The 22510-nt window shown below is 73.8% G+C and carries 23 protein-coding genes; 11 read left to right on the top strand and 12 right to left on the bottom strand.

What is annotated here, in order from left to right; all coding sequences use genetic code 11:
* The first annotated feature begins 335 nt into the window (after positions 1-335).
* On the top strand, positions 336-725 hold the full coding sequence (locus ACO229_RS13965; RefSeq protein ID WP_397433624.1) for a hypothetical protein: 390 nt from the start codon (positions 336-338) through the stop codon (positions 723-725).
* A gap of 55 nt (positions 726-780) precedes the next feature.
* Here the strand turns inward: ACO229_RS13965 and ACO229_RS13960 are convergent, their stop codons facing one another.
* The 5 genes from ACO229_RS13960 to ACO229_RS13940 all read right to left on the bottom strand — a co-directional run bounded on the left by ACO229_RS13960 (position 781) and on the right by ACO229_RS13940 (position 5039).
* The gene (locus tag ACO229_RS13960) at positions 781-1614 is read right to left on the bottom strand and encodes an ABC transporter permease (protein ID WP_423461819.1); all 834 of its coding nucleotides are present in this window, start codon (positions 1612-1614) and stop codon (positions 781-783) included.
* Positions 1611-2402 (bottom strand): ABC transporter ATP-binding protein, encoded by a 792-nt coding sequence (locus ACO229_RS13955; protein WP_423461818.1) that lies wholly within the window; start codon positions 2400-2402, stop codon positions 1611-1613. Before ACO229_RS13955 ends, ACO229_RS13960 begins: the two co-directional genes overlap by 4 nt.
* Complete coding sequence (locus ACO229_RS13950) at positions 2399-2965, bottom strand: TetR/AcrR family transcriptional regulator (protein ID WP_423461817.1); 567 nt, start codon at positions 2963-2965, stop codon at positions 2399-2401. The genes ACO229_RS13955 and ACO229_RS13950 overlap by 4 nt, the downstream gene beginning before the upstream one ends.
* A gap of 44 nt (positions 2966-3009) precedes the next feature.
* Positions 3010-4293 carry a Na+/H+ antiporter NhaA gene (gene nhaA, locus ACO229_RS13945; RefSeq protein ID WP_423461816.1) on the bottom strand — a complete coding sequence of 428 codons (1284 nt, stop codon included), beginning with the start codon at positions 4291-4293 and terminating at the stop codon, positions 3010-3012.
* Between the two features lie 128 nt (positions 4294-4421).
* A complete protein-coding gene (locus tag ACO229_RS13940; protein WP_423461815.1) occupies positions 4422-5039 on the bottom strand; it encodes a TetR/AcrR family transcriptional regulator in 618 nt (205 codons plus the stop codon).
* 158 nt (positions 5040-5197) lie between these two features.
* On the opposite strand from ACO229_RS13940, the gene ACO229_RS13935 reads away from it, so the two are divergent.
* The 4 genes from ACO229_RS13935 (at position 5198) to ACO229_RS13920 (ending at position 8918) form a co-directional block, all read left to right on the top strand.
* Positions 5198-6460 (top strand): glycosyltransferase, encoded by a 1263-nt coding sequence (locus tag ACO229_RS13935; protein WP_423461814.1) that lies wholly within the window; start codon positions 5198-5200, stop codon positions 6458-6460.
* Between the two features lie 160 nt (positions 6461-6620).
* Positions 6621-6995 carry a DoxX family protein gene (locus ACO229_RS13930; RefSeq protein ID WP_397433615.1) on the top strand — a complete coding sequence of 125 codons (375 nt, stop codon included), beginning with the start codon at positions 6621-6623 and terminating at the stop codon, positions 6993-6995.
* 80 nt (positions 6996-7075) lie between these two features.
* Positions 7076-7954 (top strand): sigma-70 family RNA polymerase sigma factor, encoded by an 879-nt coding sequence (locus ACO229_RS13925; protein ID WP_397433614.1) that lies wholly within the window; start codon positions 7076-7078, stop codon positions 7952-7954.
* 76 nt (positions 7955-8030) lie between these two features.
* Positions 8031-8918: an SDR family NAD(P)-dependent oxidoreductase gene (locus ACO229_RS13920; RefSeq protein WP_423461813.1), complete on the top strand. Its 888-nt coding sequence runs from the start codon at positions 8031-8033 to the stop codon at positions 8916-8918.
* Here ACO229_RS13920 and ACO229_RS13915 read toward each other — a convergent pair.
* Genes ACO229_RS13915 through ACO229_RS13900 form a run of 4 tightly spaced genes read right to left on the bottom strand, consistent with a single transcriptional unit; the run spans position 8902 to position 12883 of the window.
* Positions 8902-9831: a S1C family serine protease gene (locus tag ACO229_RS13915; RefSeq protein WP_423461812.1), complete on the bottom strand. Its 930-nt coding sequence runs from the start codon at positions 9829-9831 to the stop codon at positions 8902-8904. The two genes, ACO229_RS13920 and ACO229_RS13915, sit on opposite strands and share 17 nt — an antisense overlap.
* Positions 9832-9891: 60 nt before the next feature.
* Positions 9892-10926, bottom strand: a complete 1035-nt coding sequence (locus tag ACO229_RS13910) for a VWA domain-containing protein (RefSeq protein ID WP_423461811.1) — start codon at positions 10924-10926, stop codon at positions 9892-9894.
* Positions 10923-11840, bottom strand: a complete 918-nt coding sequence (locus ACO229_RS13905) for a DUF58 domain-containing protein (protein ID WP_423461810.1) — start codon at positions 11838-11840, stop codon at positions 10923-10925. Before ACO229_RS13905 ends, ACO229_RS13910 begins: the two co-directional genes overlap by 4 nt.
* A complete protein-coding gene (locus ACO229_RS13900; RefSeq protein ID WP_423461809.1) occupies positions 11837-12883 on the bottom strand; it encodes an AAA family ATPase in 1047 nt (348 codons plus the stop codon). The genes ACO229_RS13905 and ACO229_RS13900 overlap by 4 nt, the downstream gene beginning before the upstream one ends.
* Positions 12884-12998: 115 nt before the next feature.
* Here ACO229_RS13900 and ACO229_RS13895 point away from each other — a divergent pair, with 115 nt between their 5' ends.
* The gene (locus ACO229_RS13895; RefSeq protein ID WP_397410758.1) at positions 12999-13715 is read left to right on the top strand and encodes a response regulator transcription factor; all 717 of its coding nucleotides are present in this window, start codon (positions 12999-13001) and stop codon (positions 13713-13715) included.
* Positions 13712-15019, top strand: a complete 1308-nt coding sequence (locus tag ACO229_RS13890) for a sensor histidine kinase (protein WP_423461808.1) — start codon at positions 13712-13714, stop codon at positions 15017-15019. Before ACO229_RS13895 ends, ACO229_RS13890 begins: the two co-directional genes overlap by 4 nt.
* Before the next feature lie 256 nt (positions 15020-15275).
* Here ACO229_RS13890 and ACO229_RS13885 read toward each other — a convergent pair whose 3' ends face one another.
* Positions 15276-15941, bottom strand: a complete 666-nt coding sequence (locus ACO229_RS13885) for an SDR family NAD(P)-dependent oxidoreductase (RefSeq protein WP_423461807.1) — start codon at positions 15939-15941, stop codon at positions 15276-15278.
* 25 nt (positions 15942-15966) lie between these two features.
* Positions 15967-16989 (bottom strand): zinc-dependent alcohol dehydrogenase family protein, encoded by a 1023-nt coding sequence (locus tag ACO229_RS13880; RefSeq protein ID WP_423461806.1) that lies wholly within the window; start codon positions 16987-16989, stop codon positions 15967-15969.
* Positions 16990-17174: 185 nt separating this feature from the next.
* Here ACO229_RS13880 and ACO229_RS13875 point away from each other — a divergent pair, with 185 nt between their 5' ends.
* Positions 17175-18038, top strand: a complete 864-nt coding sequence (locus ACO229_RS13875) for a helix-turn-helix transcriptional regulator (RefSeq protein ID WP_397410746.1) — start codon at positions 17175-17177, stop codon at positions 18036-18038.
* Positions 18039-18229: 191 nt separating this feature from the next.
* Here the strand turns inward: ACO229_RS13875 and ACO229_RS13870 are convergent, their stop codons facing one another.
* Positions 18230-19321, bottom strand: a complete 1092-nt coding sequence (locus ACO229_RS13870) for a LacI family DNA-binding transcriptional regulator (RefSeq protein WP_423461805.1) — start codon at positions 19319-19321, stop codon at positions 18230-18232.
* A 131-nt stretch (positions 19322-19452) separates the two neighbouring features.
* Here ACO229_RS13870 and ACO229_RS13865 point away from each other — a divergent pair, with 131 nt between their 5' ends.
* The 3 genes from ACO229_RS13865 to ACO229_RS13855 are packed head-to-tail and all read left to right on the top strand — an operon-like array spanning position 19453 to position 22501.
* The gene (locus ACO229_RS13865) at positions 19453-20757 is read left to right on the top strand and encodes an ABC transporter substrate-binding protein (RefSeq protein ID WP_423461804.1); all 1305 of its coding nucleotides are present in this window, start codon (positions 19453-19455) and stop codon (positions 20755-20757) included.
* The gene (locus tag ACO229_RS13860; protein ID WP_423461803.1) at positions 20751-21677 is read left to right on the top strand and encodes a carbohydrate ABC transporter permease; all 927 of its coding nucleotides are present in this window, start codon (positions 20751-20753) and stop codon (positions 21675-21677) included. Before ACO229_RS13865 ends, ACO229_RS13860 begins: the two co-directional genes overlap by 7 nt.
* The gene (locus ACO229_RS13855; RefSeq protein WP_423461802.1) at positions 21674-22501 is read left to right on the top strand and encodes a carbohydrate ABC transporter permease; all 828 of its coding nucleotides are present in this window, start codon (positions 21674-21676) and stop codon (positions 22499-22501) included. The genes ACO229_RS13860 and ACO229_RS13855 overlap by 4 nt, the downstream gene beginning before the upstream one ends.
* Positions 22502-22510 lie beyond the last annotated feature (9 nt).

Here is a 22510-nt window from a genome sequence, read left to right as displayed (position 1 = left end):
GGCGATGCACCCACCTGGGAGCAGAGGGTCGCTGGTTCGAATCCAGTCAGCCCGACCAGAGAACACGGCGGGGAGCAGTCAGCTCCCCGCCGTTCTCCCGCCAGGTCCTCGCGCTGCCGACCGTCACGCCGTCGGCCCGGACGGGGAGACCTCAGGCGCCGTCGTCCTGGTCGGCCGAGTCACCCGCGAGATGCCGCCGTCTCGCAGAGCGGACCAGAACCGGGCCGAAGGTCCCGTGTGCCGATGGTCCTTGGCCCTGCCGCGAGCGTCGTGGGGGCGTGCAGCCTGGCAGTGCGCCGGCGCGACGCGGCGCAGCGGACAGGAGGGCGGGCGTCATGTCGGGATCCGTGCGTTCCCCGTCCCCGGCCCGGCCGGTGGCTCCTTACGTGGCCCGGCGGATGCTGCGTGCCGGCTGGGTGCTCCTGGCGCTGGCACCCGCGGCGTTCGCGCTCGGGATCTTCCTGCGCGGTGTGCTGCTGACGGCCCAGGGATGGCACCCCGACGGCAACCCGGGCCTCCCCGCCGTGGTCGAGCTCCGGGCCACCGTGCCCGCGCTCCTGGTGCTCGTCGTCCCGTGCTGCGCCGCGGCGTGGTACGGGCGCAGGGCGGAACGGCTCGGGCGTCCGGAGGGTCGCGACGTGTGTCGCGTCGCCGGCGTCGTGGCGGCCGTCTCGGTCGTCCTGAGCCTGGCGCAGGTCCTGGCCTTCTGGGGTCTCCGGGCCTGAGCGCAGCCGTTTCCCGGCACACCTGCCGGTGACGCACGCGACCCCTGCACCCGCCTCACACGTTGGTCAGCCGCCGCCACGCCCGCACCACTGCGCCCACCGCGAGCGGCACCACGGCGGCCGCCACGAGCAGGTGCGGCAGCCCGACGGCGGCCGCGGCGTCGGGCCCGCCCATCCCCGTCCAGAGGGACGGCGCGGCGTACGGGAACCAGGAGCCGCCGCCCAGCAGCACCACGATCTGGGTGAGGGCGACGACGCCGACCAGCGCCCCGACCGTCGCGAGCTGGCTGCGCGTCACGGTGGCGACCCACGCGAACGGCAGGGCCAGGCCGCCGCCCAGCAGTCCGGCGACCACTGCGACGCCGGCCTCCCGCCAGGCGCCGAACGAGGCGCCCGAGGCCGCCGTCACCACCGCCGACGCGGCCACCGACAGGCCCACGGTCAGCACCACGGACGCCGTGGTCCAGGCGAGCGTGACCAGGCACTTCGCCAGGGCGATCGTGCTGCGCGGGACGGCGAGCCCGAACAGCGCGCCGGCCGTGCCGCTCTCGAGCTCGCGCCCGAAGGACGACGCGACGAAGAACCCGCCCGCGGCCAGCGCCGCGACGGACAGCACCTGGGCGCAGACCGTCAGGTGGGTCGTGGCCAGGTCGCCGGTGGCGTAGTCGGTGAGCTTGGCCGCCGTGGGGCCGCCCGCCTGCGGCGACCTGGCCAGCGCGACCATGCCGACGGCGGCCGCCGGGACGAGCACCGCCAGGAGCGCGGTGGCCAGCCGGGCCACGACCGAGCGGCCGAGCTTGAGGGTTTCGATGGCGAGGGCCGCGGGCAGCGGGGACGCAGGCCGAGTAGGGGCGGGCCCGGCTGACGTCGGCACGGTTGGTGTGGTCATGCGGGGCTCCCGGTCCTGGTCGCGTGGGCGGTCCCGCCGGCCGGGGCCCCGGTGTCGTGGCTGGTCCCGGCGCGCGTGTCCGCGTCGAGCACCATGGCGAAGAAGCGCTGCTCCAGGTCGGCACCGCCCGGCTCCAGCCGGCCCACGTCCCGCCCGGCGTGCAGCACCACGATCTCGTCCGCGACGCGCGACACCTCGTCCAGGTGGTGGCTCGACACCAGCACGGCCGCGCCGTCGCGGGCCAGGTCCCGGATCAGGCCGCGCACCAGGACGACGCCCTGCGGGTCCAGCGCGCTGGTCGGCTCGTCGAGCACGAGGGCGGCCGGGCGGTGCAGCGTCGCGCACCCGATGCCGAGCCGCTGGAGGTTTCCGGCCGAGAGCGCGCGGGCCCGTGCGTCCCGCCAGGGCGCGAGCCCCAGCCGGTCGACCGCCTCGCGTGCCGTGCCGGCGGCGTCGGTGCGGCCCAGCCCGTGCAGGCGCGCAGCGCAGCGCAGGTTCTCGGTGACGGTCAGCTCCGGGTACACCAGGGGTGCGCCGACGACGTGCCCGAACCGCGCCGCGGCGTCCGCGGGCAGCATGGCCGGGTCGTGGCCCAGCACCCGGGCCGTACCGTGACCTGGGTGCAGGCGGCCGACCAGCGTGCGCAGCGCCGTCGTCTTGCCCGCGCCGTTGAGGCCGATCAGGGCCGTGACGCGGCCGCCGTCGACCCGCAGGGTGAGGTCGTCGAGGGCGACCTGGCCGCCGAAGGTGCGCGAGACGCCGTCGAGCACGAGGGCCGGCGCGGTCATCGCGCGGCTCCCGCCGGGGCGAGCTGGGCCAGCGCGTGCCGGACCAGGTGGGCGAGCGTGACGTCGTCGGGCTCGGTGGCCCAGGCCAGCAGGGCGGCGGTGGTGGCGGCCAGGCACGCGGAGGCCGCGATGCTCGCGTCCAGTCGCGTGACGCCGTCGGCCACGAGGCGTTGGACGATCGCCTCCTGCGTGGCCTCGGTGCCGATGACGACGGCGGCGCGCAGCGCGGGCGACGCCGCGACCAGGGCCACGCGCCGGCGGGCGGTCGCGTCCTCGGTAGGGGTGATGTCGCCGAGCGCGGCGAGCAGGCCGAGCCGGGTGCGCTCCAGCGGGGGCAGGTGCACCGGCTGGGCGCCCACTGCCTCGGCGATGAGCGGGTCATAGGGGTCGGTGACCAGCACCGCGTCCTTGGTGGGGAAGTGCCGGAAGAAGGTCATGGGGGTGACCCCGGCGGCGTCCGCGATCTGGTTCACCGTGGTGGCGGCGTAGCCCTGACGCTCGAAGAGGTCGAGCGCCGCGTCGAGGATGCGAGCCCGGGTGCGCAGGGACCGAGGGGTGACCACGCCACAATGTTAGTCACTAACATTGTGGCGTGGCAACGGTCTGCTCAGTGGCTCTCGCGGTCCTCGGCGTCGCCGATGTAACCGCCCACGGGGTCGGGCCGGCCGTCGAGGTTCATGTCCGACGAGCGGGCCCGCCGCGCGTCCCAGCGCAGGGCGACGGCGCCGAGCAGGGCCGCGACGACCGACCCGCACAGCACGGCGATCTTCGCGCCGTCGGCGTGCTCCGAGTCGGTGAAGGACAGTTCGCTGATCAGCAGCGACACGGTGAAGCCGATGCCGGCCAGGAAGCCGACGGGCAGCAGGTCGCGCACCCCGATGCCGTCGGGCAGGCGCAGCGGGGTGAGCCGCGTGATCGCGGCGGTGGCGCCGAGGATCCCGGCCAGCTTGCCCAGCACGAGCCCGGCCGTGATGGCCAGCACCACCGGCTGGCCGATCAGGGCACCCGCACCGTCGCCGTCCACCAGGGTGACGCCTGCCGCGAAGAACGCGAACAGCGGCAGCGCGAGACCCTGGGAGAACGGCCGGACCGTGTGCTCGAACGAGTGTGTGCGCGACGTCGTCTCGCCGTGGCGGGCGATCGCGGGCACGGTGAAGCCGAGCAGCACGCCCGCGATCGTCGCGTGCACGCCGGAGGAGTGCATGAGCGTCCAGGCGACCAGCGCCAGAGGCAGCAGCACGAACCAGCGCGGCGTGCGCGAGCGCACGTGCCAGGCGAACAGCGTCACGCAGACCAGCGCGCCGGCCAGGGCCCACCAGTGGATCTGCTCGGTGTAGAAGACGGCGATCACGACGATGGCCAGCAGGTCGTCCACCACGGCCAGGGTCAGCAGGAAGGTGCGGATGGCCACGGGCAGGCCCCGGCCGAAGATCGCGAGCACGCCGACCGCGAAGGCGATGTCGGTCGCCGTGGGGATGGCCCAGCCGCGCAGGGCGCCGGTGTCGCCGAAGGCGAGCAGCACCGCCACGTAGATCGCGGCGGGCACCACCATGCCGCCCACCGCGGCCACCATGGGCACCCCGGCCTCCTTGGGGTTGCGCAGGCTCCCGGCGACGAACTCGTGCTTGAGCTCCACGCCCACCACGAAGAAGAAGATCGCCAGCAGGCCGTCGGCGGCCCACGCCGCGAGCGAGAGGTCGAGGTGGACGTGCAGGGGCCCGATCCAGGCGGGGCCCACGACGGTCTCGGAGAGCGCGGTGTACGCCTCGCGCCAGGGGGAGTTGGCCCACAGCAGGGCCAGCAGCGCGGCTCCGATGAGCAGCGCGCCTCCAGTGGTCTCGCGGGAGACCCAGGTGCGTACGCGCTGGGGCAGGGTGGTGGTGTGGGGCACGGGGCTCCTCGAGGGTCGGCGCAGCGGACCAGCCGTCGACCGGTCCACGCCGACCAGACTTCCCGGCACACCCTGGGTAAGACCCTACCTGGTCGGCACGCGGGGGTCAGTGACGCCCGCCACCGGCCTCAGCGCGGCCCGGCGGTGAGCCCCGCGGTGAGCGACTCGATGGTGAGGTCCAGGACGTCGGCGTACCGGTCGCCGAACTCGGCCGCGTGCAGGGGCAGCAGCAGCACCGCGCGCAGCGCGCCGACGACGACGGCCGGGTCGGTGCCCCGGATCGTGCCCGCCGCCTGCTGTTCCGCGACGTAGTCGGCGAGCTCGTTGACGAACTCCACCGGGGCGGGCTCGTCACCCGGCATCCGTGCGTCCTCGGGCCGGACCCTGCCGACGACCAGCGCCATCTCGTCGGGGTGGGTCACGAGCCTGCGGTAGAGCGGGTCGTCCTCCAGGATCGTGACCGAGGCGCGCAGGAAGCGGCGCAGGGCGTCCCGCGCGTCGGTGCCGCGGTGCAGGCCCTCCTCGATGGTGCGACGGCGGGTCTGCCCGGCCTGTTCGAGCAGGAGGTCGAGGTAGAGGGCCTCCTTGGAGTCGAAGAACGTGTAGAACGTGGACTTCACGATCCCGGCGTCGGCCACCAGTGCCGCCAGGGACGTCTTGCGCAGGCCCTCGGTGGCGAACAGCCGCCGCCCGGACTCCCGGAGCGAGGCGGTGATCCGCGCGCGCTCGGCCTCGCTGAACGCCACCGGCATCGTCGTCACCCCTTGAAAACGCGTGTGATTCCTGTTTCCAGACTCTACCGGCCGGACGGACCGCGCGTTGACGCGCCGTGCCCGGAGCGCTAGCGTCGTGAAAACAAACATGGTCACGTGTTTTCATATGTGCTGAACGGGGAGGCGACCCGATGAAGGTCCTGGTGATGACCCTGGGTACCCGTGGCGACGTGCAGCCGTTCGTCGCCCTGGCCCAGGGTCTGGTGGCGGCGGGGCACGAGCCGCTCGTGGTGGCGCCCCACCGGTTCGAGCAGTTCGTCAGCGACCACGGCGTGCCGTTCGCCGGCGTCGACGACGGTCCGATGCGCCTCCTCGACGGTGACGGGGCCGGGGCGGTGCTCGAGGGCGGGATCCGTGCCCGGCTGGCGCTCATGCCGCGCATGGCGGCGATGTTCACCAGGGTGCTGGAGGACTCCTGGGCGGTGGCGCGGGCATCCGGCGCGGACCTCGTGGTGCACAACGGGCAGATCGTGGCCGGGCAGCACGTCGCCGAGGCCCTCGGCGTCCCGGCCGTGCTCGGTCTGCCGATCCCGATGTACGTGCCGACCCGGGAGTTCGCCTGGCCGGGGGTCGAGGTCGCGGGGCGCCTGCCCCGGGCGCTGAACCGGGCCACGTTCCTCGGCATGCGCAGCACCACCACCATGTTCGGCTACGTCGTGGACCGTTGGCGGCGGGACGAGCTGCACCTGTCGCGCCGGCCCGGCCGGCACGACCCCACCCGGGCGGCCGACGGCGGCCGCGCCCGCGTGCTGCACGCGATCAGCCCGGCGGTGCTGCCGCGGCCGGCCGACTGGCCCGGCGAGGCGGAGCTCACCGGGTACTGGACCCTGGCCGGGCCGCCGGCTCCGCTGCGCGCCGGCACCGAGGCGTTCCTGGCCGCGGGGGAGAAGCCCGTGTTCGTGGGATTCGGGTCGATGGCGGGTGCCGATCCGGCGGCCACCACGGCCACCGTCCTGGAGGCGGTGCGGCGCACCGGCCGTCGCCTGGTGGTCGGTGCGGGCTGGGGCGGCCTGGACACCAGGGACCTGCCGGAGCACGTCCACGCCGTCACAGACGTGGACTACCGGGCACTGTTTCCCCGGGTCGCCGCTGTCGTCCACCACGGCGGGGCGGGCACCACGGGCGTTGCGTTCGCGGCGGGGACCCCGCAGGTCGTCTGCCCCTTCGTCGCGGACCAGCCGTTCTGGGGCGGGCGGGTCGAACGGCTCGGGGTCGGCCCGGCCCCGGTACCCCAGAAGCGGCTCACGGCCGACCGGCTCGCCGCTGCGCTGGAGCACGCCCTGAGCGACCGGGCCCGGGCGGAGGCCGGGCGCGTGGCGGCGGCGATGCGCGAGGAGGACGGCGTCGCCACGGCCGTCCGGAGCCTCGAGGGGGCCGGCGAGCGGGTGCGCTGAGGTGCTGCGGCCGGGGTGGTGCCCGCTGCTGCGGGTCGGCCCGTCGCGGTGGGCAGCGCGCGTTCCCGCTGGTCGTCACGTCGGGCAGGGTCCGTCTCGTCGAGGGGGTCGACGGCGCCGGACACGGCCGGCGCCCGGTCCGACCAAGGAGAGAAGCCTCGTGAACCTGACCCTCTGGATCGCCACCGGGCTGCTGGCGGCGGTGGCGCTGCTGGGCGGCACCAGCAAGACGTTCTTCCCCAAGGCCAGGCTGGACGCGCACCCCGCGAGCTGGACGTCCCGCGCGAGCACCGGCTTCGTCAAGGCGCTCGGCGTGCTCGAGCTGCTGGCGGCCGTGGGCCTGGTCCTGCCCGCGGTGCTCGACGTCGCGCCCGTCTTGGTGCCGGTGACCGCCTTGTGCTGGGTGGTGCTCATGGTCGGTGCGATGATCACCCACGGTCGGCTCGGTCAGCCCCGGCTCGTGCTTCTGACGGCGGGTTACCTGGCGCTCGCGGCGTTCGTCGCCTGGGGGAGGTTCTTCGTGGTGCCGCTGTGACCGGTCGGTGCCCGTCGTTACCTTCGCCGGGTGCCGTCCGTCGTACGGGGTGACGTCACCCACCCGAGAGAGGTGCTCGCATGACCGGATCCCGTGCCCAGGACGCCGTGGCCGCGGCGTTCCAGGAGGAGAGAGGACGGCTCGTCGCCGCGGCGCGCCGCATTCTGGGCTCGCCCGCCGACGCCGAGGACGCGGTGCAGGAGGCGTGGCTGCGTCTGTCCGGCCAGGACCCGGCCACGATCGACAACCTCGCCGCATGGCTGACCACGGTGGTGAGCCGGGTGTGCCTGGACATGCTCCGTGCGCGCCGGGCCCGGCCTGCCGTGCCGCACGACGAGCCGCTGTCGCAGCTCGTGGTGACCGAGGACGACGCCGGCACGCCCGAGCAGGACGCCCTGCTGGCCGACTCGGTCGGACTGGCGCTGCTCGTAGTGCTCGACAGCCTCGGCCCCGACGAGCGGCTGGCCTTCGTGCTGCACGACGTCTTCGGGCTGCCGTTCGACGAGGTCGGCTCGATCCTGGGCAAGTCCACGGACGCGGCGAAGATGACCGCGAGCCGTGCACGCCGCAAGGTGCGCGGTGTCGAGCGGTCCCGCGGCGCACGGGAACGGCAGCGCGCCGCGGTCGACGCGTTCCTGGCCGCAGCGCGCGACGGCGACTTCGCCGGGCTGCTGCGTGTGCTCGACCCCGACGTGGTCTGGCGTGCGCACACGCCGCACGGTGTGGTGGTCCGGATCGGGGCGACCGAGGTGGCCGCCAAGGCGCAGCAGGCCGTGCACGCGCGGGCGACCGCACGCCGCGTCCTGGTCAACGGCGAGCCGGGCATCGTGGTCTGGGGCGCGAACGGCACGGCGCAGGCCGTGATGTCGTGCACCGTCGAGCAGGGGCGGATCGTGGAGATGGTGTCGGTGCTCGACCCGCACGGGCTGGCCGTCGACCTCCCGGCCACGCCCGCGTGACGCCCGCTGTTACCTTCTCGCCCGCCCCGCCGTCGTCTGGGTGTACGGAGCATCCACCGCAGGACGGGAGCACATCATGACCAAGACCTGGTTCGTCACCGGTACGTCGCGCGGCCTGGGCCGCGCCTTCGTGGAGGCCGCGCTCGCCCGGGGCGACAGGGTGGCCGCCGCAGCCCGGGACACGTCGACCCTGGACGACCTGGTCGCGGCCCACGGCGACGCGCTGCTGCCGCTCGGGCTCGACGTGACCGACCGGGACGCCGTCCACGCCGGCGTACGGCGGGCGCACGAGCGCTTCGGCCGCCTCGACGTCGTGGTGAACAACGCGGGGTACGCGCAGGTCGGCGCCGTCGAGGAGCTGACGGAGCAGGAGGTGCGCGACCAGCTCGAGACCAACGTGTTCGGGGCGCTCTGGGTGGTCCAGGCGGCGCTGCCGTACCTGCGGGAGCAGCGCGGCGGGCACATCGTCCAGATGTCGTCGGCGGCCGGTCTCCTGGCCATGCCGCTGGGGGCCGCCTACCACGTGTCCAAGTGGTCGCTGGAGGCCCTGAACGAGTCGCTCGCGCAGGAGGTCGCCGAGTTCGGGATCAAGGTGACCATCGTCGAGCCCGGTGGGTACGCCACACGGGGCGGCAAGAACCCGGACCCGCTCGACAACGGGCACGTCTCCGCGCCGGACCCGGCCTACGACGGGCTGCGCCGTCGCCTGGCCGAGTTCACCCGGGACCAGCCCGCGGGCGACCCCGCCGCCGCCGCGCAGGCACTCCTCACCCTCGTCGACGCCGAGAACCCGCCCCTGCGGGTGCTGTTCGGCCAGGGCTTCCACGGGCTGCTGCAGAAGGTCTACGCGGACCGGCTCCGGACGTGGGCGGACTGGCAGGACCTGTCGGCACGGGCGCAGGGGTTGCCTGTGCCCGCGCCGGGGTCCGAGCCCGTGGCCGGAGGCGTCACGACCCGCGGATGATGCGGTCGGCGACGTCGGCCGCGCGGTCGATGGGCACGGCGAACCCGATGCCGATGCTGCCCGAGCCGCCCATCGTGGCGATGGCCGTGTTGATGCCCACCACACGACCGCGCAGGTCGACCAGCGGGCCGCCGGAGTTGCCCTGGTTGATGGAGGCGTCGGTCTGCACCATCGGCCCGGGGAAGCCGCCCGCACTACGGTCGACGGCGCTCACCACGCCCGCCGTCACGCTGCCCGTCAGCCCGAGCGGGGAGCCGACGGCGATCACCGGGTCGCCGATGCGCAGCGCGGCGCTGCTGCCGAGCGCCGCGGCGGGCGTGGGCCCGAGGTCGGCCTCGACGACGGCGATGTCGTTGCGCTCGTCGGCCCCGAGCACCCGCCCGGCGACCGTGCGGCCGTCGTCGAGCATCAGCTCGACGCTGGTGCTGCCGACCACCACGTGGCCGTTGGTCACCACGTGGCTGTCGTCGAGGACCACGCCGGAACCGCCACGCGACCCTGCCCGGACCTGCACCACGCTGGGCAGCACGCGCTGGGCGGCGCTTGTCGTGGTCAGGCCGGTGCCCTGGTCCGCGGCGGGCGGCGGCGCCTCGTCCGGGCCGACGGCGAGGCCCGTCACCACGCCGGTCGTCGCGGACCCGAACAGGGCGCCCAGGGCCAGGGCCGTGGCCAGTGCCAGCAGGGGACGCTGACGGCGGGGCGCGTTCGAGGCCGGCCGGTCCGGCGGCGGGCCGGTGGTCACGGCGGGCGCGGCGGGTGCGGACGGTGCGGACGCCGTGGGCGACCGCCGGGCCGGGACGTCGTCCGGCGCCGGACGTGGTGCCGCCGGGGCGCCGAGCACGAAGTGGCGTGGTCCGGCCGGGCGGCCCAGGCCGGCGGGCGGGACGGGGGCGGGGGAATCGGGGTGCGGCACGGGAGCGCTCCTTCGAACGGGATCAGGTCGAACGGGTCAGACCAGCCGGGAGAAAACGGCTCAGACCAGCCGGGAGAACCAGCGCAGGGACAGCGCCGTGGCGACGACCGCGAGGCCGAGGCCGAGCAGGATCAGCGGTGTGGTGACGAGCGTGGTCTCGGTGCGCCAGCCGATCGACGAGCCGATGTCCTCGTAGACCTGGTCCAGCTCGGCCCCGCTCTCGGCGCTGTAGAAGTGCCCGCCGGTCTCCTCGGCGAGGCGGCGCAGCGAGTCGGCGTCGGCGGGCGCCGACTGGGTGCGCACCCCGTTCCCGATCACCCCGCCGGGCGTGCCGTACGCGATCGTGGAGACGGGCATCTGCGCCTCCAGGGCCGCCCGCACGGAGTCGGCAGGGCTGCGGCCGGCGGTGTTGAACCCGTCGGAGAGCAGGACGAGCCGGGCCGGGATCGGGTCGGCCGGCACCGCGCCGACGTCGTCGGCCGGGTCGCCGCCCGTAGCGCCGCGCGTCGTGTCGCCAGGGGTGCCGCCCGCCGGGTCGGCCGGGGCGCTGGCCGCCGCCTGCCGGAGCACCTCGCCGGCTGCGGTGAACACCGCCTCGCCGATGGCCGTGGCGCCGTCGGCCTCCAGGGAGCCGATGGCGTTCTCCACCAGGGCGCGGTCGTCCGTGACGGGGGCGACCAGGGTGGCGTCGCCGGCGAACGCGACGGCACCCACCTGGACGGTCTCCGGAAGGTCGCGGACGAACTCGACGGCGGCCGCCTTCGCCGCGGTCAGCCGGTCGGGCGGCACGTCCTGCGCCTCCATGGACCCGGACACGTCGAGGGCCACGATCACCGTCGCCTGCTCGTACGGCACCCGGAGGCGCATCTGCGGTCCGGCGGCCGCCGTGGCGAAGGCGGCCAGCGCGAGCAGCACCAGGGCGGTGGCCAGGTGACGGCGCCAGCGGGGCCGGACGGGCGCGACCCGGTCGAGCATCGGCAGCGTCGCGAACCGCACCGCGTAGCGCGTGCGCCGTCGGCGCAGCACCATGTACGCGACGGCCAGGGCGGCCACCGGCACGAGGGCCAGCAGGAACAGGGGGCTGGTGAAGGTCATCGGGTCCTCCGGGTGCGTCGTCGGTGGGTGCGGCCGCGGTCCCGGACGAACCGGGCCAGCGCCACCGTCCAGTCCTGGTCGGTGGCAACCCGCACGTGCTCGGCCCGGCAGGCGCGCACGGCCGCGGCGGTCTGGTCCCGGTGCCGGGCCGCGACCATGGCGTAGGCGAGCCGCAGCTCCGGGTCGGAGGTGGAGACCTCGCGCTGCGCGCCGGTCTCGGGGTCCACGAGGACGGCCTCGCCCACGTCCGGCAGCTCCCGCTCGCGCGGGTCGTCGACCTCGACCACGAGGACGTCGTGCCGCGCGGTCAGCCGGCGCAGCGGCCCCTCCCACTCGAACGGGCGCTCGATGCGCCCGTCCGGCACCACCAGGTCGGTGACCACGACGCACAGCCCGCGGCGCCGGGCCCGCGCCCCGAGCCCGCGCAGGGCGTCCGCGAGCGGCACCGGGACGCCGCCCTCGCGCGGGGCGGCGGCGAGCCGGGTCAGCGCGGCCGCGGCGGCGTGCCCGGGCCGCGGCGCCAGCCAGTGCAGCCCGGCGGCGTCGAGCAGGCCGACGCCGACACGGTTGCCGACGCCCGCGGTGAGGAGGCCGACGGCAGCCGCCACCTCCTCGGCCACGTCGGCCTTCTCGGTGAGCGCGGTGCCGAACGCCATGCTGGGGCTGCGGTCCAGCAGCAGCCACGTCTCCAGCTCGTGCTGGGCACGGGTCCGCCACAGGTGCGGTGCACCGGTACGGGCCGTGACGTTCCAGTCGATCCGCCGCACGTCCCCGCCGGGCCGGTAGAGCGTGAGCTCCTCGGGGTCGGTGCCGGGCCCCAGGGCGTCGCCGTCGACGTCGCCCTGCAGCAGGCCGTCGACCCGGCGCCGTACGGTCAGGTCCAGGCGGCGGAACCGGCGCGCGGCGTCGGTCATCGCACGATCACCTCCTCCTCGGCGGGCGCCACGCGCGGCTGGGGCACGGCCGCCAGGACGGCGTCCACCACCGTGCGCGGGTCCACGCCGTCGGCCGCGGCGTCGAACGTCAGCACCAGCCGGTGGGCCAGCACGTCGCGCGCCAGGTCGGCCAGGTCGGACGGCAGCACGTAGTCCCGCCCGCGGACGAGGGCCAGCGCCCGGCCCGCCGCGATCAGGCCGAGGGTGCCGCGCGCGCTGACCCCGTACTCCAGCACCCCGTCGAGGTGGTGCAGGCCGTACCGGTGCGGGTGACGGGTGGCGAGCACGACCGTCACGGCGTACTGCGCGACCGCGTGGTGCACGAAGACCTGGTCGGCCTCCTGCTGGAGCTGGCGCACCGTGGGAGCGTCGAGGAGCAGTTCCGGGCGCGGGGGAGCCGTGCTCATGCGCTGCACGATCGTGAGCTCCTCCAACTCGTCGGCGTGGTCGACGTCGACCTTGAGGAGGAACCGGTCGCGCTGCGCCTCCGGCAGGGCGTAGACGCCGTCGCTCTCGATCGGGTTCTGCGTGGCCAGCACCAGGAACGGGTCGGGCAGGGCATACGTGCGGCCGCCGATGCTGACCTGTCGCTCGGCCATGGCCTCCAGCAGGGCCGACTGCACCTTCGCCGGCGCGCGGTTGATCTCGTCGGCGAGTACCAGGTTGGCGAACACGGGGCCGAGCTCGACGTCGAAGTCCTCCCGCGACGGCTTCCAGACCCGGGTGCCGACGATGTCCGACGGCATGAGGTCGGGGGTGAACTGGAGCCGGGCGAACGATCCGCCGACCACGGTCGCCAGGGTGCGCACCGCGAGCGTCTTGGCGACGCCGGGCACGCCCTCCAGCAGCACGTGCCCGCGCGAGAGCAGGCCGATCATGATCCGCTCGACCATGTGGTCCTGGCCCACGATCACCCGTTTGACCTCGAACAGCGCGCGTTCGAGCAGAGCGGCGGGCGGGCGCAGCGGCGGATGCTTGGCGACGGCGGGGATGTCCTGGGTGGCGGGTCTGTGGTCGTCCATGGCACCCACTCCACCCGAGGCCGGGGAAAACTGCGGGAAACCCGAGCGAAAGCCGACCGAAAGGGTGGACCGGCAGGGCCTGTCAGACGCGGCGCCGGGCGGTTACGGTGCTGCTGTGCGGCTGCTGATCGTGGAGGACGAGGCGGGCCTGGTGAGCGCCCTGGAGGTGGCGCTGCGCCGGGAGGGCTACGCCGTCGACCACGCGCGCACGGTCGCGGAGGCACGGGACAAGCTCGCCCTCAACCCGTACGACCTCGTGCTCCTGGACGTCACGCTGCCCGACGGCACCGGCTTCGACCTGACCCGCGCCGTCCGCGCCGGCCAGGTGCCGCTCGCCGAGGGCGACCCGCCGCGCATCCTCATGCTCACCGCCCGCGGTCGGCTGACCGACCGCGTCACGGGGCTCGACGTCGGCGCCGACGACTACCTGGTCAAGCCCTTCGCGATCATCGAGCTCTCCGCCCGGATCCGCGCGCTGCTGCGCCGCGAGGCACGCGAGGTCGCCGCGGTGCTCACGCACGGCCCCATCCGGCTCGACGCCGCCCGGCAGCTCGCCTGGCGCGGCACCCGCGAGCTCGCGCTCACCCGCAAGGAGTTCGCGGTGCTGCGCTACCTGATGAGCCGCCCCGCGTACGTGGTGCCGGCCGAGGAGCTGCTGGAGCACGTCTGGGACGAGAACGCCGACCCGTTCACCCAGACGGTGCGCGTCACCGTCGGCACGCTGCGCCGCAAGCTGACCCTCGACGGCGAGGAGCCCGCGCTGGAGACCCTCATCGGACGCGGGTACCGGCTGCGCGAGCTGCCCGCGTCCGTCGAGGGCGTCCCGGCATGAGGCACGACGACGACGACGGCGGGGCCGGGCCCGGCACGGCGCCGTCCGCCCGCCGCGTACGGCCGCGGCTGCCCGGATGGGCGCGGACCGTGCGGATGCGGCTCGCCGTGACCTACTCCGCGACGCTCTTCGGCATCACCGCGCTCATCCTCGCGGGCGTCTACCTCGCCCTGTCCCGGACCATGGTGGCCGCGCCGCTGGACCCGGTCACCGTCAAGCGGTTCGAGAAGAAGCCCGACGGCAGCATCGCCTACCGGCCCGGCGAGCAGTTCCAGGCCGCCGACCTCGACACCGTGCAGCACGCCGTCAACTACACGGCGCTGCAGACCCTGCGCGACTACTCGGCCGTGGCGCTCGCGGTGATGTTCCTGCTCAGCGTCGTCGTGGGCTGGTGGGTGGCCGGTCGTGCGCTGCGGCCGGTGGAGGCGATCACGCGCACCGCGCAGGAGATCGGCGCCACCGACCTGTCCCGCCGGATCGGCGCGACCGGGCCGCACGACGAGCTGCGCACCCTGGCCGACACCATCGACGGGATGCTCGACCGCCTCGACCGGGCCTTCAGCGCGGAACGCCGGCTGATCGAAGACGTCTCCCACGAGCTGCGCAACCCCGTGACGGTGGTGCAGGCCAACGTCGAGGCCGTGCTCGCCGACGACCAGGCCGACCGGGCGCAGCGGGCCGAGGCGTCCGCCGTCGTGCTCGCGGCGACCGGCCGGATGTCCCGGCTGCTGGAGGACCTGCTCGCGACCGCACGGCTGCGGTCGGAGGCCTTCACCGACCAGGAGGTGGACCTGGCGGCGCTCGCCGTGGGCGCCGTCCGCGAGAACCGCGCGGTGGCCGGCCGGCGCGGGGTGACCATCGCGGAGCGCACCCATCCCGGGCCGGTCGCCTACGGCGACGCGAACGCGCTGGCCCGGGCCGTGGACAACCTCCTGTCCAACGCGGTGCGGCTGGCCCCCGGCGGGAGCGTGATCACGGTCGGCGTGGGCAGCCGCCAGGGCTGGGCGTGGGTCGCCGTCGCCGACGAGGGCCCGGGCGTCCCGCCCGAGGCCCGGGACCGGATCTTCGACCGGTTCTACCGGGGCGCGAACGGTTCCGACGACGCCTCGGGGGAGCGGCCGGACGGCTCCGGGCTCGGCCTGGCCATCGCGCGCCAGGTCGCCGAGAGCCACGACGGCCACCTGCGGCACAGCGACCACGGACCCGGGGGCAGCACGTTCACCATCTGGCTCCCGGACCGCACCCTGGACCGCGCGACGAACCGCGCGAACACGCCGCCGGGCGGGGACCCGCTGGAGGCGTGAGCCTCGCAAGGACGAGGCGCGGAGCCGGCAGAAGGCGGACGAGCGGTTCCACGCCCGCGAGCCTCCCTGGCCTCCCTGGCCTGCCTGGCCTGCCTGGCCTGCCTGGCCTGCCTGGCCCGCGCCTGGCCCGCGCCTGGCCCGCGAGGCGCTGTCACTCTGCGTAGACAACGTCTACGCAGAGTGACACGTCTCCGCGGGGGACCGTTCCTCGGAGCACATCGGGCCGTTCCGCGGTCGGGCGAACGAACGGACGGACTCAGGCCGGCAGCTCCTCCGAGAACACCCGGAAGTCGCCCCGCCCGGTGTGCATGCCCCACAGGGTGCCCGCCAGCGTGGCCGGGTCGTTGGTCGCGTGCCCCGGCGTGATCGCGCCCGGGATGATGAGCTGGGCGACGTGGATGCCCTCCGGTGCCAGCACGTCGTGCAGCATCGAGGCGTAGGCGCTCTCGCCGGCGAAGGCGATCGAGGTCCCGCCGACCCGCGGGTTCGGCCGGGCTCCCGAGCCGCCGTTGACGAACAGCACGGTGCCCCGCCCGAGCGCGCGCATGCCCGGCAGCACCTGCCGGACGGCGGTGACCGGGCCGAGCACGGAGAACTCCACCGCGGCCGTCAGGTCGTCGGTGGTCGTCTCCAGGACGGGCCGCAGGAACTCCCGCTGCGGGATCGGGCTGTACTCCAGCACCTCGATCGGGCCCAGGTCCTGTGCGGCCTGGTCGAGGGCCGCGGCCAGGGACCGCGGGTCGCGGACGTCGGCCGCGTACCCGCGGGCGGTGGCGCCGCCGTCCCGCAGGCCGGCGGCCAGGGCGTGGAGCCGCTCCTGGTTCCGGGCGACGAGTGCGACGTCGAAGCCCTCGGCGCCGAACCTCCGCGCGACGGCGGCGCCCAGGCCCGGGCCCGCGCCGACGATGGCGATGGTGGTCATGATGGTCCTCCAGAAGGATGAGAGGTCAGAGGGTGAGCAGCACCTTGGTGGCGCGCCGCTCGTCCATCGCCTGGTAGCCCTTGGCGGCGTCCTCCAGGGGGAGGGTGAGGTCGAAGACCTTGCCCGGGTCGATCTTCCGGTCCCAGATGAGCTGGATCAGCTCGGGCAGGAACCGGCGCACGGGCGCGGGGCCGCCGTGCAGGTGCACGCCGGTGAAGAAGAGCTTCAGGCCGTCGAGCTTGACGCCGTGCGTGACGCCGACGTACCCGACGTACCCGCCGGGCCGGGCCGACCGGATGGCCTGCCACATCGACTCCTCGGTGCCCACGGCCTCGACGACGCCGTGCGCGCCGTACCCACCGGTGAGCTCCTTGACTCGCGCGGCGCCCTCGCGGCCGCGCTCCTCGACGACGTCGGTGGCCCCGAACTCACGGGCCAGCGCCTGCCGGTCGGGGTGGCGGCTGAACACGATGATCCGCTCCGCGCCGAGCTGCTTGGCGGCGAGGACGGCGGACAGGCCGACGGCGCCGTCGCCGACCACCGCGATGGTCCTGCCTGGTCCGGCCTCGGCGGCCACGGCGGCGAACCAGCCGGTGCCGAGCACGTCGGAGGCGGCCAGCAACGAGGGCACGAGGTCGGCGTCGGGGACGCCGGGCGTGGGCACCAGGGTGCCGTCGGCCAGCGGGATACGGGCGTACTGGGCCTGGGTGCCCACCGAGCCCATCATCACGTGGTGGATGCAGCGGGACTGGTAGCCCGCCTGGCAGATCTCGCAGGTGTTGTCGGAGGCGACGAACGAGCCGACGACGAAGTCGCCGACCTTGATGTCCCGCACCTCGTCCCCGATCTGCTCGACGACGCCGATGTACTCGTGTCCCATGGGCGTCGGACCGTCCAGGGCCTCGACCCCGCGGTAGGGCCACAGGTCCGACCCGCAGATGCAGGCCGCGGTGACCCGGATGACCGCGTCGGTGGGCTCGACGATCGTCGCGTCCGCGCGGTCCTCGACGCGAACGTCGCCGGGGGCGTGCATGACTACTCCACGCATGGTGGTACTCCTTGCTCCGGAGACCTGCTCCGATGATCTGCTCCGGTGATCGCACCGGGACGGCAGGCCGCCTGGTGGGCGGCACCTCCTCAGTGTTCGTCCCGGTCGCCGGGACAGGGAGTCCCTGGCGTGGGGTGTACCGACAGGGCACCCCCGGGCCGGGGCATCCGACCTAGCCTGGGGGCATGGACAACCGAGCAGAGGTGCGCGAGTTCCTCATGACCCGCCGCGCCCGGCTCACGCCGGAGGCGGCAGGGCTGCCCGCGGGCACGCACCGCCGGGTCGCGGGCCTGCGCCGCAGCGAGGTGGCCGCGCTCGCCGGCGTCAGCGTGGAGTACTACGCGAAGCTGGAACGTGGCGCACTCGGCGGTGCCTCGGCGGCCGTCCTGGACGCGCTGTCCCGCGCCCTGCACCTCGACGACGCCGAGCACGCCCACCTGCTCGACCTGGCGCGCGCCGCCGACGGCATCCCGTCGTCGGGGCGCAGCCGCCGCCGGGCCGCCCGTCCGGGACCGCCGCGGTCCAGCCTGCAGTGGGCGCTCGACTCCATGACGGACTCCGTGGCCGTGGTACGCGACCAGCGCCAGGACCTCGTGGCGGCCAATGCGCTGGGGCGCGCCTTCTACTCACCGCTGATCGGCGACGGCGGCCGCACGCCGAACTTCGCCCGCTTCCAGTTCCTGGACCCCGCGGCCCGCGAGTTCTACCCGGAGTGGGACCGGTTCGCCCAGATGTGCGTGGCCATCATCCGGGCCGAGGCCGGGCGCGACCCGCACGACAAGGGCATCCAGGACCTCGTGGGCGAGCTGTCGACGCGCAGCGAGCTGTTCCGCAGGCTCTGGGCCGCGCACGACGTCCGCACCCACGGCAGCGGCACCAAGCGGTTCCGGCACCCGGTGGTGGGCGAGCTGACCCTCGTCTTCGAGGAGTTCGCGCTGACCGCCGAGCCGGGCCAGGTCATGCTCGTCTACACGGCCGAGCCAGGCTCGCCGTCGGCGGAGGGGCTGCGCCTGCTCGCGTCCTGGTCGGCGGAGCACGCCCCGGCCTGAGCCCCGGGCGTGCCACGGGCCGCGTTCGCGGTGTGTGGTCGGTCGGTTGTCCTGCCGGGCTGGTGCGTGATCGGTCCGCTGCCTCGAGATCGGTCGCTCAACCGACCGATCTCGAGGCAAGCGACCGAGTTCTCACGCGAGGTCCGGGCAGGTGACCGAATGCCACGGTCCCGCGGTCGGCCCGGCACCGTTCAGGGCTCGCGCGGCGCCGCGCTCGAACGTCGCACGTGCAGCACGGCGGGTGCCTCGTACCGCACGGGTTCGGTGCGCCCCGCCAGCCGTTCTAGCAGCAGCCGCACCGCCTCGCGGCCCAGGGTGGTGCCGCTCTGGTCCACGCTGGTCAGCGAGACGAGGGGGTGCCGGGCGATCGGGACGTCGTCGTAGCCCACCACCGACACGTCGCGCGCGTCGAGGCCCGCCTCCGCGACGGCGCTGAGCACACCGATCGCCAGGGTGTCGTTGCCCGCGAAGATCGCGGTGGGCGGCTCGGGGGAGGCGAGCAGCGCACGGGTCGCGGCGTGCGCCTCGGAGCCGTCGAACAGGGTGTGCACCACCGACGGTCCGAGGCCTGCGGCGAGCATCCGCTCCCGGTAGACGGTGGTGCGCGCGACGTGGGGCTCGTCGCCCGCCTGACCCGCCCACGGCGGCTCCGGCCGGGACGGGTGGATGGTCAGGTGGGTGATCCGGCGGTGGCCGAGCTCCAGCAGGTGCGTCATCACCTGGTCGGCGCCCGAGCGGTCGTCGCCCGTGATGGTGTCGTAGCGGTCGGACCGGTCGTGCCGGCCGATCATCACCAACGGGGTGTGCTCGGCGATCTGGTCGAGCCAGGCGGGGTCGACGCGAGGAGAGATGGCCACGATGCCGTCCACCTGCCGGTCCGCGAGGCTGTTGATCGCCACGTCGCTCTTCTGGTCCCGGCCGAGCGGGGCGATGATCATCTCGTACGGGGTGGCGGCCAGGGCCTCGGTGGCGCCGTCGACGATCATGGTGAGGAAGTCGTTGCCGACCTGGGGCACCTCGAAACCGAGCGTGAAGCTCGCCCCGCGCATCGCCCGCGCGGCGACCCGGGGCCGGTACCCCAGGCGCTCGATCGCCGCCTCGACCTGCGTGCGCATGTGGTCGCTGACGCCGTACGCGTTGCGGATCACCTTGGACACGGCAGCGCGGGAGACGCCGGCCTCGCGGGCGACGTCCTGGATCGTCGAGGGGCGCAGCCCCGGTCCGGCGGGCGCCGGAGGTGTGCGGGGGGCCGGCGGTCGTGCGGCCCGGGGCTCTGAGGTCACGGCTCTGTTCCCGATTCTGTAGATCGGTTGACACCCTATAGGGCGCTCGCTAGCGTGAGCGCACTGAAAGGATTCATTCCGCAGAGTGTAGATCGCTCTACGATCCTTTCGCTCTACAAGGAGGTAGAGAGATGCACCGCGCACTTCGTCGTCGGGCGGTCGTGGCCGCCGCGGCGCTCCCGCTCGCCGTCCTCGCCGGCTGCTCGTCCGGCGGATCGGGTGACGGCACCACCGAGATCACCTTCCTCACCTCGAACGACGCCCCGAACCCGGAGACCGCCGAGGCTCTGGCCGCAGCGTTCGAGGAGGAGCACCCCGACGTCTCCGTCACCGTCGAGATCCGGCCCGGCGGCACCGAGGGCGACAACCTGGTCAAGACCCGCCTGTCCACGGGCGAGATGGCCGACGTCTTCTACTACAACTCCGGCTCCCTGCTCCAGGCGCTCAACCCGGACTCCACGCTCGTGGACCTGAGCGACCAGGAGTGGGTGGGCACGCTCACCGAGGAGTTCCTCCCGACGGTGAGCACCGACGCCGGCACCTACGGTGCGCCGCTGGGCGCCTCGTTCGCGGGCGGCATCGTCTACAACAAGCCGCTCTACGAGGAGCTCGGTCTGGAGATCCCGGAGACCTGGGACGAGTTCATGGCGAACAACGAGACCATCGCCGCCGAGGGCGACGGCGTGGCCCCGGTCATCCAGACCTACGGCGAGACCTGGACCAGCCAGCTCTTCGTGCTGGGCGACTTCGCCAACGTGCTCGCCGTCGACCCCGAGTGGGCCGACCAGTACACGGCACACGAGCGCTCCTACGCCGAGGAGCCCGCACTGCTGGGCTTCGAGCACCAGCAGGAGGTCGCCGAGGCCGGGTACTTCAACGAGGACTTCCCGTCCGCCACGTTCCCCGACGGCGCCCGCATGGTCGCCGAGGGCGAGGGCGCGCACTACCCGATGCTCTCCAGCGTGATCCAGACGATCCTGCAGAACACCCCCGACGCCGTGGACGACATCGGCTTCTTCGCGCTGCCCGCGCAGGACGCCGAGCACACGCAGGCGACCATCTGGCAGCCCAACGCGCTCTACGTCCCGCGGTCCACCGAGGGCGCCGAGCTGGAGGCGGCCAAGGAGCTCGTCGCGTTCGCGAACAGCGAGGCCGGGTGCGAGATCCAGAACGAGCTGCTGCCGCCCGCCGGGCCGTACGCGGGCACGTGCGAGGTGCTCGACTCCGCCCCGCCGCTCCTGGACGACATCCAGGCCTACTTCGACGCCGGCAAGGCCGCCAACGCCCTGGAGTTCAGCTCCCCGGTCAAGGGCCCGAACCTGGAGAAGGTGACGGTCGAGGTGGGTTCCGGCATCAAGACGGCGCAGGAGGCCGCCGAGTTCTACGACCAGGACGTCGAGAACCAGGCCCGTCAGCTCGGCCTCGAGGGATGGTAGCGGCGGCCACCGCCGAGGTGCGGACCGGCAGGCGCCGCCGGACGGCGGGGTCCACCTCGGCCACCCAGCGCAGCATCTACCCGTCGTGGTTCTACCTGCCGGCCGCGGCGCTCTACCTCGTGTTCTTCGCGGTGCCGACGTTCGCGTCGTTCTGGTTCAGCCTCACCCGCTGGACCCTGTTCGACACCGAGTTCATCGGCCTGGAGAACTTCGTCCAGTTCTTCAGCGAACCGCAGCTCTCCCGCGGCTTCGTGAACACGCTGAGCTACGGGTTCGTGACCTCGGGCGCCAAGGTGGTGCTGGGGCTGGCGCTCGCGGTGCTGCTCACCTCGCAGCTCGTGGGCCGCGGCTACCTGCGGTCGGTGGTGTTCTTCCCGGTGCTGGTCTCCACCATCGGCGTCGGCATCACGTTCAAGGCGTTGCTCGACCCGTTCGACGGCGTCGTGAACACCATGCTCGCCGCGTTCGGGATCGAGGGGCCGGGGTGGTTCACCGACCCGAACCAGGCGCTGCTGACCATCGCGGCGGTCGACGTCTGGAAGGGTCTCGGCATCGCGACGCTCATCTACATCGCGGGCATCGTCGCGATCCCGCAGGAGTACTACGAGGCCGCCCGGGTCGACGGCGCGGGCCGGTGGCAGCAGTTCCGCTCCATCACGCTGCCGCTGGTCCAGCCCGCCACCGCCACGGTGATCATCCTGTCGCTGATCGGCGGCCTGCGGTCGTTCGACCTGATCTGGGCCACCACGGGCGGCGGGCCGGGGTTCACCAGCGACGTGATCGGGTCCGTCATCTACAAGCAGTACCAGGCCGGCTTCTACGGCCTGTCCACCGCGGGCAACGTGATCCTCTTCCTGGTGGTCACCGCGGTGATGGTGCCGGTCTCGATGCTGCTCAACCGCAAGGAGGTCGACCGATGAGGCGCACCGGTTCCTGGGTGGTCGGCATCGTGGCCATCGCGCTCTCCGTGGTGGTCTTCCTCGTCCCGTTCGCCTTCATCTTCCTGACGGCGTCGAAGGACGCGTCGTCGGCGTCGCGGCTGGAGTTCTCCTGGCCGCAGGAGTGGGCGTTCTTCGACAACCTCACCGAGGTGCTCACCACGCGGGACGGCATCGTGGTGCGGGCGTTCGTCAACAGCACGGTGCTGACCGTGGTGAGCGTCGCGGTCATGGTGGTGCTCGCGGCGATGGTCGGCTACCTGCTGCAACGGCGCCGCACCCGGCTCAACCCGGTCGTCAACTTCCTCGTGCTGGCGGGCCTCATCGTGCCGCCCGCCGTGGTGCCGACCATCTGGGTGCTGCAGCAGACCGGCCTGTTCAAGACCATGCCCGGCCTCATCCTCGTCGAGGCCACGTTCGGTCTGTCGTTCTGCATCCTGCTGTTCCGTGCGTTCGTGGCCACCATCCCGCGCGAGCTGGACGAGGCGGCGATCATCGACGGCGCCGGGCCGCTGCGGCTCTTCTTCACCGTGGTGCTGCCGCTGCTGCGGCCCGTGATCATCACGATCGTCGTGGTGCAGGCCGTCAACGTGTTCAACGACTTCACCAACCCGCTGTACTTCCTGCCCGGCGACGAGAACGCGACCGTCCAGCTCACGCTCTACAACTTCCAGAGCCAGATGGTCAGCCAGTTCAACCTGCTGTTCATGGACATCCTGCTGATCACGGTGCCGCCGCTGGTCATGTACATCTTCTTCAACCGCCAGATCGTGGCCGGCATGACGTCCGGCGCCGTCAAGGGCTGAGAGGTTCGC

Origin of the sequence: Promicromonospora sp. MS192, from assembly GCF_049532985.1 — a bacterium.
GTDB lineage: Bacteria > Actinomycetota > Actinomycetes > Actinomycetales > Cellulomonadaceae > Promicromonospora.
The sequence above is the reverse complement of the archived record's forward strand: the minus strand, read 5'-3'. Positions and strand labels throughout refer to the sequence as shown.

Coding starts and splice junctions, on each gene's coding strand:
- ACO229_RS13965 (WP_397433624.1), top strand. CDS start 336: ATGTCGGGATCCGTGCGTTCCCCGTCCCCGGCCCGGCCGGTGGCTCCT.
- ACO229_RS13900 (WP_423461809.1), bottom strand. CDS start 12,883: ATGGACGACCACAGACCCGCCACCCAGGACATCCCCGCCGTCGCCAAG.
- ACO229_RS13880 (WP_423461806.1), bottom strand. CDS start 16,989: ATGCGTGGAGTAGTCATGCACGCCCCCGGCGACGTTCGCGTCGAGGAC.
- ACO229_RS13960 (WP_423461819.1), bottom strand. CDS start 1,614: ATGACCACACCAACCGTGCCGACGTCAGCCGGGCCCGCCCCTACTCGG.
- ACO229_RS13890 (WP_423461808.1), top strand. CDS start 13,712: ATGAGGCACGACGACGACGACGGCGGGGCCGGGCCCGGCACGGCGCCG.
- ACO229_RS13935 (WP_423461814.1), top strand. CDS start 5,198: ATGAAGGTCCTGGTGATGACCCTGGGTACCCGTGGCGACGTGCAGCCG.
- ACO229_RS13925 (WP_397433614.1), top strand. CDS start 7,076: ATGACCGGATCCCGTGCCCAGGACGCCGTGGCCGCGGCGTTCCAGGAG.
- ACO229_RS13860 (WP_423461803.1), top strand. CDS start 20,751: ATGGTAGCGGCGGCCACCGCCGAGGTGCGGACCGGCAGGCGCCGCCGG.
- ACO229_RS13865 (WP_423461804.1), top strand. CDS start 19,453: ATGCACCGCGCACTTCGTCGTCGGGCGGTCGTGGCCGCCGCGGCGCTC.
- ACO229_RS13910 (WP_423461811.1), bottom strand. CDS start 10,926: ATGACCTTCACCAGCCCCCTGTTCCTGCTGGCCCTCGTGCCGGTGGCC.
- ACO229_RS13920 (WP_423461813.1), top strand. CDS start 8,031: ATGACCAAGACCTGGTTCGTCACCGGTACGTCGCGCGGCCTGGGCCGC.
- ACO229_RS13855 (WP_423461802.1), top strand. CDS start 21,674: ATGAGGCGCACCGGTTCCTGGGTGGTCGGCATCGTGGCCATCGCGCTC.
- ACO229_RS13955 (WP_423461818.1), bottom strand. CDS start 2,402: ATGACCGCGCCGGCCCTCGTGCTCGACGGCGTCTCGCGCACCTTCGGC.
- ACO229_RS13905 (WP_423461810.1), bottom strand. CDS start 11,840: ATGACCGACGCCGCGCGCCGGTTCCGCCGCCTGGACCTGACCGTACGG.
- ACO229_RS13875 (WP_397410746.1), top strand. CDS start 17,175: ATGGACAACCGAGCAGAGGTGCGCGAGTTCCTCATGACCCGCCGCGCC.
- ACO229_RS13885 (WP_423461807.1), bottom strand. CDS start 15,941: ATGACCACCATCGCCATCGTCGGCGCGGGCCCGGGCCTGGGCGCCGCC.